Raw genomic sequence first — 13,109 nt, forward strand, 5'->3', positions numbered from 1 at the left:
GCACGGTAGCGTGAATTTTTCATTTGAAAAGAGCGGCATTCTCCCGCAAGCGGAGGACATGCCGATTCTTGCCCGCGCGCCACGGCCTTTGGCGCTGGATCTCACGCCCGCCGAAGTGGCCGCTGCCTGCGGGCATCTGCCCGGGCGCGTCTTCTTCGATACGGCGCTGGAGGGGGGCGAGGCGGATCGTCTTTCGATCGTGACGGCCGAACCGCGCGAGGTCATTCGTGGCGATGGCGGCAATTGGGGGGCGTTGCAGGAAGCGGTGGGGCGCCGCGCGGGGGGGCCGCATTGCGACGATGGATTGCCGGCCGGCTTGGCCGCCGGTTTCGCGGAATACGACGGCACCTACTGTTTTGGCATTTACGAGGACGTGCTCATTTTCCGCCACGCGGAACAGCGCTGGTACGAGGTGGGCGATTTCGCTTCGCGTTTGCGTCCCGGTGACGACGTACCGCAAGGGAGTGGCCCGGTTTTCGTTCCGCAAATGGCCCGCGAGACCTATTGCCAACGCGTCGCGCGCGCGCAGGAGTATATCGCGGCCGGCGATATCTATCAGGTCAACCTCGCGCATCGCTTCGTCGCGGATTGGGAGGGAGACGCCTTCGCTTTGTACGAATCGCTCCGCCATTACTCGCCCGCGCCTTACGGGGCGTTCCTCGACCTCGATGGCCGGGCGATCCTTTCCACGTCACCGGAATCGTTCCTGAAAATTTCCGGTCGCGCCATCCGCACGCGTCCCATCAAGGGTACGCGCCCGCGCCGGGGGGAGGCGACCGCGGATGCGCTTTCGGCGTACGATCTGCGCTGTTCACCGAAGGAAACTGCCGAGTTGGTGATGATCACCGACCTGGAGCGGAACGACCTGGGGACGATCTGCGAATACGGCAGCGTGCAGGTGAAGGAACTGCTCAAGCTCGAGAGCTACGAGCACGTGTTTCATTTGGTTTCCACGGTCGAGGGGCGTCTGCGCGAGGAGATCGATCATGTCGCTGCTCTCCGCGCTTGTTTTCCGGGTGGCTCGATCACCGGCGCCCCCAAGAAGCGCGCCTGCGAAATCATCGCTGAACTCGAGCCGGAGCCGCGCGGCATTTACACCGGAGCGCTTGGCTGGTTTGGGTTCAACGGTGAGAGCCAGTTCAATATCGCCATCCGCTCGGTCATCGTGGAGAGCGGCAGCGCGCATTTCCATGTCGGTGCCGGCATCGTCGCGGATTCCGTGCCGGAGAAGGAATGGCAGGAAACGCTGGATAAGGCGGCGGGAATTTTACTCGCGGCGGAGCGCTTTGGCGAAGCTTAGACTTCGCAAACATCCAACATCGAACATCCAACGCCCAACATCCAATGGATGGGACCGAACGTCATCGTTGATTGAATGTCGGGTGTTCTGTCTTCCCCTTCGCAAACCACCGGCGGCTATCAACCCTCAACTATCCACTATCAACTGCCCCCTTCACACCCGCAGGAAAATCTTCCGCTGGTATAGGAACCGTGCGAAGAAGATGGCGATGCTGAGACTGATCAAGTCGATTACCAGATCACCGCAGCCGGAGGCGATGTGCGTGTCAAAGAAGTCCTGCACATCGCCGCCGGCAAAGCGCTCGGCCATGGTGTCGAAATTCAGCACCTGCGCGGCCACGTAGACGGTGAGCGCGTTGCAGCCAATCCAGATGAAAGGCTGGCACCATTTGCGCCACTGCTTCACGTCGACGATGTAATAAAAGAGCGCGAGCATCAGCGCGCTCCAGCCGGTGGCCACGAGGATAAAAGACGAGGTCCAGATGCGCTTGATCAATGGGAGGTCGATGGCCCAGACGCGGCCAAGAACGATGAACGCCACGCCCGCTCCCACCAGCCAGGCAATCTTTCGCCGCGGCAGGACTTTTTGGTTTTTCAGCAGCAGCCCGGCCACGGCGCCGAAAAGCGAGAGGGCGATCGAAGGGATCGTGCTGAGCAGGCCTTCGTTGATGAAATAGAACTGCGCCTTCCGGCCGGGCATGTAGAGAAAGTCGACGTAGTTGGCCAGGTTGCGATATTCCTCGTAAAGGCCATGGACGCGTTCCGGGACGGCGGCGGCAATGGCCGCGGGTGAATCCGAGCCGATCCGCTCGGCGATTTCCTCCACCACCGGCTTGCGCAATTGCAGATCTGGGAAAGGGACAAAAGCCAGCAGCGCCCAATAGCCGATGAGCAATGCCGCCGCAGCCGCGAGCAGCCCGCGCGTGCTGCGGATGAAAGTGTAGATGAGCGCCGCCGCCAGGTAGCACAGCGCAATGCGCGGCAGCACCCCGCCGAGTTGCACATTCGGCCAGGGCTTCATGAACCCGCCATAATAGAGTACGCCCAGAGCGAAGAGCAGCACGCTGCGGCGCGCCACGCGCGTGAGGACCTGGGCCTTCCCTCCGGTCGCGAGCGCCTTGTCGAGCGAGAAGACGATCGAGATGCCGATGATGAACAGGAACAGCGGAAAGATGACGTCGTAACAGTGGAGCCCTTTCCAGTGGACGTGTTTGAACTGCCAGGCGAGCCCCGCGGTAAACGGGGTGCGGCACATCTTATCGAGCGACTGGATGACCGCGCCGGCGCCCACGATCCAAAACATGTCGAACCCGCGCAAGGCGTCCAGGGAGACGAGCCGCCCGGCGGGTTGGCCGGTCTCCGGTGAGACCGGGACGTTCGGAGAGGGAATCTGGGCTACTTCCTCGAGACTGGCGCCGCTGGCGGCATCGAGGTTCGCCTTGGCAAAGATTCGGGCGTGGTCAGACACGGGGAGGGGGGACGGATGGGACTTGGGCGGGCGAGCGCTCAATGTGCCGCCGCTTACTTTCGCTGGCAACCAGCGAAATCGGCGCCCGCTTTCGCGATGCTAGTTGGGCTGCAACGCGGCGATTTTGCCCATCCCGCAAAACTACATACATCCACCTACGCCCACGTTGACGAAAGCGCGGAGACCAAGCCAGAATGAAACCGTCGATGCACGCCAAGCGCCCCCCAGCCGTTTCCCGTTCCAAACCGCGTCCCCTTGCTCAATTGAAGAAGGCTCCGACAGGGATCGCGGGGTTCGACGAAGTGACCTTGGGTGGCGTGCCGGAGGGACGGCCGACTCTGGTGTGCGGCTCCGCCGGTTGCGGTAAGTCCCTTTTCGGCGTCGAGTTCCTCATCCGGGGCGCGGTCCAGTACGGAGAGCCGGGCGTGCTCATGACTTTTGAGGAAACGGAGGACGACATCCGGAAGAACGTGGCGTCGCTGGGGTTCGACGTGGAGAAACTGATCGCGCAGAAGAAGCTTTATATCGACTTCGTCCGCGTCGATCGCGCCGAGATTGACGAAAACGGCGAGTACGATCTCGAGGGAATTTTCGTCCGCCTTGCGCATGCCATCCATACCGTCGGAGCGAAGCGCGTGATGCTCGATACCATCGAGACGCTGTTCTCCGGCTTTTCCAACCAGGCGATCCTGCGTTCCGAGCTGCGGCGGCTCTTTGGCTGGCTGAAGGACCGGAACCTCACGACGGTTATCACCGGGGAACGTGGGGATGGCAGCCTCACCCGCCAGGGATTGGAAGAATATGTGTCGGACTGTGTGATCCTGCTGGACCACCGCGTCACCGGCCAGATCTCCACGCGTCGCATGCGTGTCGTGAAGTATCGCGGCTCTACCCACGGGACGAACGAGTATCCGTTCCTCATCGATGAACAGGGCATCTCCGTCCTGCCGATCACCGCCTCGGGCATGGACTATCCTGTCTCGAATGCGCGGATTTCCAGCGGGATTGCCGAACTGGACGACATGCTGGATGGAAAGGGTTATTTCCGCGGCAGCACCGTCATGGTCACCGGCACCGCCGGGACCGGCAAGAGCAGTGTGGCGGCGCACCTCGCGGAGGCGGCCTGCCAGCGCGGCGAACGCTGCATGTATTTTTCTTTCGAGGAATCACCCGCGCAGATCGTGCGCAACATGCGATCCGTGGGCATCCATCTTCAGCCGCATGTCGATCGCCACCTGCTCCAATTTCATTCCGCGCGACCGACCATGCACGGGCTCGAGATGCACTTGGTGAAGATGCACAAGATGATCGAAGCCTTTCAGCCCAAGGTGGTGATCGTCGATCCGATTTCGAACCTCCAGTCAGCGGGATCCCTCGATGACTCCACCAGCATGCTCGTGCGGTTGATCGACTTCCTGCGGAAGAAGCAGATCACCGCCTTTTTCGTCTCGCTGGCTTCGGCCGGCAGCGCTTCGACGGAAATGACCGACGAGGGGATGAGTTCGCTGGTCGATACCTGGCTGCTGGTGCGTGACATCGAACTCGGGGGCGAGCGAAATCGCGCGCTTTACGTCCTGAAATCCCGCGGTATGGCGCATTCGAACCAGGTGCGCGAATTTCTCATTACCTCCAGGGGCATTCGACTCCGGCCCCGCGTATCTTGGGCCCTCCGGGGTGCTCACGGGTTCGGCGCGGCTCAGCCAGGAGGCACGCGACGAGGCGGAGATTCGGATGGTCAAGGAAGAGTCGGAGCGCAAGCAAATGGCGCTCGAACACCGCCGCAAGGCGATTGAGGCGCAGGTCGAGGCGCTGCGTGCCCAATTCAAGTCCGAAGAAGAAGAATTTGAAAGAGCTGCCCTGAGCGCGAAGTTGCACAGCGACCTCCTCGCTGTGGAGCGTGCGGCCATGGCGAAAAGCCGTCGATCGACCAAAAGCAACGGAAAGAAGGCCTAAATGAAAGCTACCAAAGCCAAGCCGCCCACCTCCAAAGCCAAAGCCGCGGCCAGGAAGAAATCCGCGTCCACCGCCGCGACCGGGAAAAAGCCCGCCGGCCCGGCGAAGACGACCCGGAGCAAGCCCTCCAAATCGGGGCTGAAGCGACCAGCGGGTGGTCAGGCCGGCAAGACCGGCAAAACGGCCGAGGAACGGTGGAACCTCCGGCTCTACGTTGCCGGCCAGACGCCGCGTTCGCTGACCGCCTTTGCCAATCTCAAGCGCCTGTGTGAGGAACGCCTGCCGGGACGTTATCTCATCGAAGTGGTCGACCTCGTCAGCCATCCCCAACTGGCGCAGAGCGACCAAATCATCGCCCTCCCCACACTCGTGCGTAAATTGCCGGAGCCGATCAAGCGCGTGGTCGGCGATTTGTCGAATATCGAACGTGTGCTGGTCGGCATCGACCTGGCTGCCGTGGAAGGTTGAATTGGAGGATGCACGCCATGGGTGCCAAAAAAACGGTTAAAAAGCCTGCGAAAAAGTCCGGGCCAAAGCGTGCGCCGATCGATTCTTCCGCGGAGTTTGAAAAGCTTTTGCGACAGGCCGCGAATGGCCAGCGGTTCGTGCTGCGGCTGTATGTCACCGGCAGCACCGTGCGCTCGAGCCATGCGGTGGCGAATGTGCGCTCGCTTTGCGAGGAATATCTCCCCGGGCGCTACGACCTGGAAGTGGTGGACATTTACCAGCAGCCGAGTGAGGCAGCGAAGGATCAAGTGATTGCCGCCCCCACGCTGATCAAAGAATTGCCCACGCCGGTCAAGCGCCTCATCGGCGATCTTTCGGACCGCGACAAGGTCATCGTCGGACTGAACCTGGCCGGTGGTGGCGATCGGCCGAAATCCACCGAAACTCATTGGGCGAAGCTGTGAAAACGCGCCTCAAAAAGAAGCCGCCGGTGAAAGCGACACGCGGAGCTAAAAAAGCCTCCGCGCACCGGCCGTCGAGCGCGGCGAAGCGGAAGCAGCCATCGAAAAAGCCGAGCCGGAAGACGCCTTCTCGTTCGGCGAAGAAAACACCGGTGGCGAAAAAGAAACAGGCCACGGAGGGGCCGGCGGGAGCGGGCGGACACTGGGTGAGCCAGGAGGAATTGGATCGGGTGCGAGACCGCCTGCGAGAAGCGCAGGAAACGCTCGATGCCATCCGCACCGGCGAAGTGGATGCCGTGGTGGTCAGCGGTCCGAATGGCAGCCAGGTCTACAGCTTGAGCAGCGTCGAGCAGCCCTACCGCGTTTACGTCGAGCACATGCAGGAAGGAGCGGTCACCATTTCCGCCGATGGTGTGATCCTGTATGCCAACCAGCGTTTTGCCGGGATGCTGAAAATGCCGTTGGAGCGGGTCATCGGTTCACACGCCGCCGACCACCTGCCCGAGTCGGCCCGTGACGGTGATCTCGAGCGTGATCCGGGACGGTCACGATGTCGTGAAGCACGAGTGCCAGTTGCAGTGCGGGGAGGGCAGTGTGTTGCCGGTCCACCTGGCTGCGAGTGTGTTGCCGCAGGAGGATCAGATCGTCATTTGCCTCGTGGTGACGGACCTTTCGCTGCAGCGCGGGCAGGAGGAACTGCGGATGGCGAAGGAAGTGGCCGAGCGGGCCAACGTGGCCAAGGACAGTTTTCTCGCGGCGTTGAGCCACGAGTTGCGTACGCCGCTCACTCCGGCACTCATGTCTTTGCTCGCCTTGGAGCGTGAGGAAGGCCTGCCCGAATTTGTCCGCGCCGAACTCGCGATGATCCGGCGTAACATCGAGCTGGAAACGCGCTTGATCGATGACTTGCTCGATCTGACGCGCATCGCCAACGGCAAACTCGAGCTGCATACTGCGGCGGTCGACCTGCACGCGATCCTCGCTCGCGCGGTGGAGATTTGTCGCCCGGCGATCGATGCCAAGCAGCAGCGGCTCGTCTTGCACTTGCACGCCCAGCAGACTGGCTCCGTCGGCGATGCAGTGCGGCTGCAGCAGGTGCTTTGGAATCTCTTGCGCAACGCGGTGAAGTTTACGCCGACCGGCGGGACGATCAACGTGACGAGCGAAAACCTGGATGGCGGGATGTTGCAATTTGAAGTGCGCGATACGGGCATCGGCTTCGAGCCCGAAGCGGAGTCGAAACTGTTTCAGGCTTTCGAGCAGAGCGGCCGCGGCATTACGCGGCAGTTCGGCGGGCTGGGGCTTGGGCTCACGATTAGTCGCTCCATCGTCGAGGCGCACGGAGGAACGATTTATGGCCGCAGCGACGGTCCGGGAAGCGGCGCGGTTTTCACGGTGACGCTTCCCCTCCGGAATGGCGCCGTGTCGAAACCGGTTCGACCGGCGGCTGCGGACGGAGTGTTGGAGTCTCGCCGCGGGCTGGAAATCTTGATCGTGGAAGATCACATGGATACCCGGACCACTTTGCAGCGCCTGCTCGAACGGCGTGGTTACAAGGTGACGGCAGCCACTTCGGCGGAAGAAGCGCTCGCCGCCGCTGGCGCGGCGCAGTTCGATCTCGTGATCAGCGACCTCGGGTTGCCGGATATGACGGGCAATGAATTGATGGCGCTATTGCGGGACCGGCACGGGCTGCTGGGAATTGCGGTCAGCGGTTACGGCATGGAGGAAGACGTCAATCGCAGCCGCGACGCTGGGTTCGTCCATCACCTTACCAAGCCGATTCAGCTCGATCGCCTGACCGAGTTGATTGCGACGACCTTGGAAAAGGTCGCGGTTGCCCGCTGAGGGCGGTGGTAGGGATTTAAACGCTGAGCCGCAACAAAGATCCACCCATTTAAAGAAGCGTTGGAGGGCACCGCGCCGGCGGTGCGGAAAGAACGTGTTCAGACGGAAAACGCCTTACTTCTTAAGTTTGTCGTCCTTCCCGTCCTTCGGACCAAAAGTGATTTGCAGGCCCAGATAACCTTGAAATTGTGATTGGCCCTGCACCGAGTGCCCGGCTGAAAAGAGAATATGATAGGTGTCAGAGAGGTCCAGGGTGCCGCCGGCATTGAGCACGGTCGAGGTGCCCAGGCCTTCCCCGCTAGGGGTGTGAAACTGGATTTCCATACCGGCGGTGAAGTTCTTGGTGATCTTGCGTTGCACTTCCCAGCCCAGAAACAAGTAGTCGCGGTTGCCGGGACCAGGATTGAACCAGTAACCACCGCCGCCGTAGGTCGCCCAATCACCGAAGTTTTTCTGCAACCAAACCGGGAGATAGACCTGCGCCTTGCCATTGCCCAAATCTTCGTTTCGGTTTCCGGTGGGCAACTCGATGGCCGGGTAAATCGCAATTTCCGGGCGGTGATCAGTTTCGTGCAGGAAGCGGTATTTGACGCCGAGCTCCGTATCGCCGTAGCCGAAATGGGCGGGTTCGCCCGGCGCGTTGTTGTAGGTGTTCGACACGAGCAGGTGCAGTTGCACGTCGGGGACCACACCATAATTGATCTCCATGTGCGGGCTCGTCCCGGACCAGCCGCCCACGTCGCGGAATTGCTGTGTCGCCAGGATGATTTCCCAGTGACGGTAGTCCACCGGCTCAGGATCATCGGTTAGAAACGGCGGGCCGGCCTGCGCAGTCCGGACGAGCGCGAAGAGCGCGAGGCCAATGAAAAAGCAGGAACGGAGTTTCGGTCGCGGCATGTCGTGCGGGTTAATAGCCAGAGCGAGGAAGCCCGTCGAGTCCACTTGCGGATTCGACCGGCAACCCAGAATCGATGGCATAGGTCAATGCGCGCGTATTGTGCGCGGGCCGTCGCGATTAATCGCGTCTGGCGCTACGCGGCTCTCCCGTTATTTCTTCGACTTGCCGTCTTTATCGTCCTTCTCCTCCTTCGGCCCAAAGGTGATTTGGAAGGCGAGATAGCCTTGGAATTCCGACGGACCCTGGACGGTGTGGCCGGCGGAAAAGAGGATGTGATAGGTATCCGAAAGGTCCCAGATGCCACCGGCGTTGAGCGCGGTCGAGGTATGGCCATCGACGCTGTCCGGGGTGCGGAATTGGATTTCCATGCCCGCCGTGAAGGACTCGGTGATTTTGCGCTGCACTTCCCAGCCGGCATACCAGTAGTCGCGATTGCCCGGGCCGGGGTTGAACCAGTAGCCGCCGCCACCGTAGGTCGTCCAGTTACCGAATTTCTTCTGCAGCCAGATCGGCAGAAAGACCTGGGCTTTCTCCGTGCTCAAGCCTTCGGCGCGATTCATCGTGGGCACTTCGACGAGTGGGAAGAAGCCGACCTGCGGGATGCTATCGGTCTCGTGAAGGAAGCGATATTTCACGCCGAGCTCGATGTTGCCGATGCCGAAGTGGGCGGGTTCGCCGGGCGCTTTGTTGTAGGCCAGCGGGGTGATGACGTGGAGTTGGACGTCGGGGATGACGCCGTAGTTGATCTCGAGATGCGGCGCGGTGCCGGACCAGCCATCGGCATTGTGAAATTGCTGGGTGGCGAGCATCACTTCCCAGTGGCGGTATTCCACCGGTTCGGGATCGTCCGTGACGAAGGGCGGTCCGGCGTGAGCGGTGCCGGCGAGCGACGCGGTCAGAATCGCGAGGCCGGTGAGAAGGGGAAAGCGTTGGGTAGAAGGAAGCATAGGTGGGTGTGTTGGCGATCAGTCGACGAACAAATAGAAGCCGATAATGATCAGCGCCGCGGCGCCGATGGCGGAGACCAACGTGGTAATGAACCGGCTGGTGGTGATGGCAATCCCGCGGCCGCCCCGAGCCATGCCTAATAGTCCGCCTAACACGAGAAAGAGCACGACGATGAGGGCGCTATGGGTGGTCCAGTGATGGCCGAGGACTTTCTTCATGGCGCCCATCACGGCGTCGCTCTTTTCCTTCACGACGACGATGATGGCATTGATGACGCAGGCCGCGGCGAGTGCGAGGCCGAAGGAAACGGTGCGTTTGGAGAGAGTGGTGTTTTCCATGGCGGTTTTCCAGTTGGGGGAGAAAGAGTTAGTGATGCATGAGGGCGACCTTCACGCCCATGGAGATGATGGCGCCCTCGCCGTCCATGGCCAGGGCCAGCACGGCGATGGCCGCCGTGACCCAGAGCATGAGTTTGCGCGCATCCTTGCTCTTCGCGAGATTTTCGCTGGCGACGATTGGGAGATAAGTGGCCACGAGAAGGAGCAGAATCACGAGGTGCTCCTTGGTTTCCATGACCATGTTATGCGCGAATGGCCACGGACCCTTGAGGATGATCGCTTTGTCCACCTTGTAAGAGGTGACATACCAGTAGCCGCCAATGAGAAAGGCCAGCCACATGAAAACGGCGGCGCCCAGGCTGGTCCGGCGGATGCGGGCCAGATTGATCTCGTTGACATTGAGAACGTCCACAAACAGCCAGACAGCGGTGATAAGGCAGGCCACGCCGAAAAGGACGTGGGCCATGAGGATGATTTCAGTCATAGGGGGAGGGATGGTTGGCTAAGTTTTTTTTCGTCGGCCTTGGGCTCCGACTTCGTGGAAGAGTTCCTGCAAACGCGCGCGGACTTCCTTCAAGGCCACGCGGCCTTTGGGCGTAATCCGGTAGAGACGTCGGCGCGTTCCGTCGCTGGCGTCGCGACCTTTGATCCAGCCGTCTTTCTCCATCGTGCGCAGCATGGGGTAAAGCGTGCCGGCGCTGATCTTATAACCGTGATGCCGGAGTTCCTCGATCATCCAGTTGCCGCACAAATCGCCCTCCTCGGCATGATGGAGGACGTGCATCCGGATGAAACCGGCGAGCACGCGCTGGAGGGGTTTGTCGATGGAATCCATTATCGAATTTCGATTACGAAATCCGTGCATACCGAAAACGTTTTCGGCGCGGCAAGGAATATTTCGGTTTTCGGCAAAGGAAGGCTCTTGAACAATGGACGCCGGGCACAGATACGCGTAGCGTTCCAAAAAAGCCTGTCATCCTGAGCGAAGAGAGGGAGTGTAACGACCGAACGCAGCCGAAGGACCTCCAACATCCGCGGGCGAAGGTGGAGAGAAGAGCGGGCGGATGGCATTGCGCACATGGTGGAAGCTCCGCGCGAAACCCCACGGATATTTGAGGTCCTTCGACTCCGCCCATGCTTCCCCGCTTCGCTCAGGATGACAGGCTTTTTTGGAGCGCTTCGCGCCTTCCTGCACAGCGCTGCATGACGGCGGAGTTTTCCCGCGGTCGATTAACCGACAATGGTTTTCAGCAATCGTTTCCGCCTAAAGATTTTCTCTCGAGGCGGTCGGGTTGGCGTGCCGGTGTTTGCGCTTTTGGCGGTGGGCGAGCCAGAGACAGATGAGTCCGAACGCGACCATCACTGCACCCCACAGAAGATTGATGTTCACGCCTGGCGAAATGCCTTCCGAAGTGGGCGCGGGATGCAGGCCGGCGATTTCCAAAAGGATACCGAGGATGAGGAAAAGCCATCCGAGAGGACGACGGAGATCGAAGAAACTCATGACAGGTTACCAGAAGATGACGTTGAGGATCAACGCTAACACCAGGACCAGGACGCCCATGGTGGCTGGCCGCTGATACCAGACGACGTGTTCCTCACTGGCCCGTGGGGTCAGCGAGGAAACCAAGCCGGTGAGCTCCGTGTCGGATTTCTGCTGGCGGGTGACCAGCGAGATCAGGATCGTGACCAGAAAACAGACGGCCCAGGCAAAGATGGCCGTCCAGAAATTCTGCGCCATCTCGCTTGGGTAAGTGCGCCAGACATGCCCCAGCCAGCCGCCCTTGACCAGCGTCGTGGCGCCGTGCGGTTGAGTAAGTCCATGATGGACGGCGGCGGCCAAGATGCCACTGATCAGGCCCCAGAATGCGCCATGCCCTGTGGCCCGTCGCCAGAACATGCCGAGCAGGAACGTGGCGAAAAGCGGGGCATTGACGAAAGCAAAGACCAACTGGAGCAGGTCCATGATGTTATTGAAATGCGCTGCGAAATAGGCGGCGCCCACGCTGATCGTGATGCCCACCACCGTCGCCGCGCGCCCCATCCACAGCAGCGCAGCATCGCTGGCTTTCGGACGCAGATAGGCCTGGTAGATGTCATAGGTCCAGACGGTGTTGAACGCGGTGACGTTGCCGGCCATGCCGGACATGAAGGAAGCCATGAGCGCCGTCAGCCCCAGCCCCAGGATGCCCGAGGGGAAATAATGCCGGAGCATGAGCGGGATCACGAGGTCGTAGTTCAGCGAGCCGTCCGGCTTGGCCGGCAGGGAAAAGGTGCTCGCGCCATGGTGTTGGGTGAGCGCGATGGCGATCATCCCCGGCAGAATGACGAGAAAGGGAAACAGCATCTTGGGCACGGCGGCCACGAGCGGAGTGCGTCGCGCGGCCATCATGGATTCCGCGGCCATCGCGCGCTGCATCACGAGGAAGTCGGTACACCAATAGCCAAAGGAAAGAACGAACCCGAGACCCATGAGCATGGCGAGCCATTCCACCCCCATGGGATTCGATGTGGCGCTACCCATGAACTGCCACGAGTGTGAAAAGGCGCCAGGCGCGTAGCCCTGAGCGGTCGAGACTTCCGCGAGGCGCGCGGTCAATCCGCTCCAGCCGCCCACATCGCGCAGCCCCAGATAGACGAGCGGAGCGAAGCCGGCCACGATGAGAAAGAACTGCATGACTTCGTTGTAGATCGCCGAGGTCAGGCCTCCCCAACGAGATGTAGAGCAACACGATGCCGGCTGACAGCCAGACGCTGACGCTGAAATCCCAACCCAGGATGAGATTCAGCAGGAGCGCCATGGCATACATGGAAATTCCGGAGGAGAAAACCGTCATCACGGCGAAGGTCACGGCATTCAGCGCCCGCGTCTTTTCATCGAAACGCAGCTTGAGATACTCGGGCACCGACCGGGCTTTGGAGCCGTAATAAAACGGCATCATGAAGATAGCCACGAAGACCATCGCCGGGATGGCTCCCACCCAATAGAAATGGCTGGTCATGATGCCGTACTTGGCGCCCGACGCCGCCATCCCGATGACTTCCTGGGCGCCCAGATTGGCCGAGAGAAAAGCCAGGCCTGCGACCCACGCGGGGATGGAACGGCCGGAGAGAAAGAAATCGTTGCTCGAACGCATGTAACGCTTGAGCACGAAACCGATTCCGAGAACGAAGGCGAAGTAGACGACAAGGATGGCGATGTCGATCCAGTCGAGATGAATCGGTTGCATTGGGGGTTGGTGAGGGACGGTGATCCCGCGGCCGGAAGTTACAGTAGGGAGGAATCCGATTGCAACGATCGGGTCGGGTTTCCTTCCAACGCTGGTCAATGAAAGCTCGCCTTTTGAGGCCAGGCTGACATCCTTTCTCTTCGAGATGACTTATCGCATCTACGATGTTCGGCATGGAGGATGGAACGACGTCCTCACGCACGGTTTCGAGCTTTCCGC

General features: G+C 60.8%; 11 protein-coding genes and 3 pseudogenes. 6 read left to right on the forward strand and 8 right to left on the reverse strand.

Going from position 1 to position 13,109, the window contains the following annotated elements; translation table 11 throughout:
- Positions 1-10: 10 nt before the first annotated feature.
- On the forward strand, positions 11-1,300 hold the full coding sequence (pabB, locus tag CFE428DRAFT_RS28520) for an aminodeoxychorismate synthase component I (protein WP_049975780.1): 1,290 nt from the start codon (positions 11-13) through the stop codon (positions 1,298-1,300).
- A 153-nt stretch (positions 1,301-1,453) separates the two neighbouring features.
- Here the strand turns inward: pabB and CFE428DRAFT_RS28525 are convergent, their stop codons facing one another.
- The gene (locus tag CFE428DRAFT_RS28525; RefSeq protein WP_006983183.1) at positions 1,454-2,767 is read right to left on the reverse strand and encodes an acyltransferase family protein; all 1,314 of its coding nucleotides are present in this window, start codon (positions 2,765-2,767) and stop codon (positions 1,454-1,456) included.
- A 206-nt stretch (positions 2,768-2,973) separates the two neighbouring features.
- Between CFE428DRAFT_RS28525 and kaiC the strand changes: the two are divergent.
- From kaiC to CFE428DRAFT_RS28545, 5 genes and pseudogenes are all read left to right on the forward strand, one after another.
- Positions 2,974-4,720 (forward strand): annotated as a pseudogene (gene kaiC / locus CFE428DRAFT_RS28530) (circadian clock protein KaiC).
- 138 nt (positions 4,721-4,858) lie between these two features.
- Positions 4,859-5,188 (forward strand): circadian clock KaiB family protein, encoded by a 330-nt coding sequence (locus CFE428DRAFT_RS28535; RefSeq protein ID WP_042726005.1) that lies wholly within the window; start codon positions 4,859-4,861, stop codon positions 5,186-5,188.
- Between the two features lie 17 nt (positions 5,189-5,205).
- Positions 5,206-5,631 (forward strand): circadian clock KaiB family protein, encoded by a 426-nt coding sequence (locus CFE428DRAFT_RS28540; RefSeq protein ID WP_006983187.1) that lies wholly within the window; start codon positions 5,206-5,208, stop codon positions 5,629-5,631.
- 374 nt (positions 5,632-6,005) lie between these two features.
- A pseudogene (locus CFE428DRAFT_RS41435) lies at positions 6,006-6,098 on the forward strand (hypothetical protein); the annotation flags it as partial.
- Between the two features lie 43 nt (positions 6,099-6,141).
- Complete coding sequence (locus CFE428DRAFT_RS28545; RefSeq protein ID WP_006983188.1) at positions 6,142-7,476, forward strand: hybrid sensor histidine kinase/response regulator; 1,335 nt, start codon at positions 6,142-6,144, stop codon at positions 7,474-7,476.
- 114 nt (positions 7,477-7,590) lie between these two features.
- Here CFE428DRAFT_RS28545 and CFE428DRAFT_RS28550 read toward each other — a convergent pair whose 3' ends face one another.
- The 7 genes and pseudogenes from CFE428DRAFT_RS28550 to CFE428DRAFT_RS28585 form a co-directional block, all read right to left on the reverse strand.
- Entirely contained in the window at positions 7,591-8,454 is an 864-nt protein-coding gene (locus CFE428DRAFT_RS28550) for a transporter (protein WP_006983189.1), read from the reverse strand.
- A gap of 69 nt (positions 8,455-8,523) precedes the next feature.
- Positions 8,524-9,321, reverse strand: coding sequence for a transporter (locus tag CFE428DRAFT_RS28555; protein ID WP_006983190.1), 798 nt, complete (start codon positions 9,319-9,321; stop codon positions 8,524-8,526).
- Between the two features lie 18 nt (positions 9,322-9,339).
- On the reverse strand, positions 9,340-9,660 hold the full coding sequence (locus tag CFE428DRAFT_RS28560; RefSeq protein ID WP_006983191.1) for a hypothetical protein: 321 nt from the start codon (positions 9,658-9,660) through the stop codon (positions 9,340-9,342).
- Between the two features lie 28 nt (positions 9,661-9,688).
- Positions 9,689-10,144 carry a hypothetical protein gene (locus tag CFE428DRAFT_RS28565; protein ID WP_006983192.1) on the reverse strand — a complete coding sequence of 152 codons (456 nt, stop codon included), beginning with the start codon at positions 10,142-10,144 and terminating at the stop codon, positions 9,689-9,691.
- Positions 10,145-10,162: 18 nt separating this feature from the next.
- On the reverse strand, positions 10,163-10,495 hold the full coding sequence (locus CFE428DRAFT_RS28570; RefSeq protein ID WP_006983193.1) for a PadR family transcriptional regulator: 333 nt from the start codon (positions 10,493-10,495) through the stop codon (positions 10,163-10,165).
- 429 nt (positions 10,496-10,924) lie between these two features.
- Entirely contained in the window at positions 10,925-11,164 is a 240-nt protein-coding gene (locus CFE428DRAFT_RS28580; RefSeq protein WP_006983194.1) for a hypothetical protein, read from the reverse strand.
- Between the two features lie 6 nt (positions 11,165-11,170).
- Positions 11,171-12,890: pseudogene (locus CFE428DRAFT_RS28585) on the reverse strand (sodium:solute symporter family protein).
- Positions 12,891-13,109: the final 219 nt, after the last annotated feature.

It is taken from the genome of Chthoniobacter flavus Ellin428 (assembly GCF_000173075.1).
Classification (GTDB): Bacteria; Verrucomicrobiota; Verrucomicrobiia; order Chthoniobacterales; family Chthoniobacteraceae; genus Chthoniobacter; species Chthoniobacter flavus.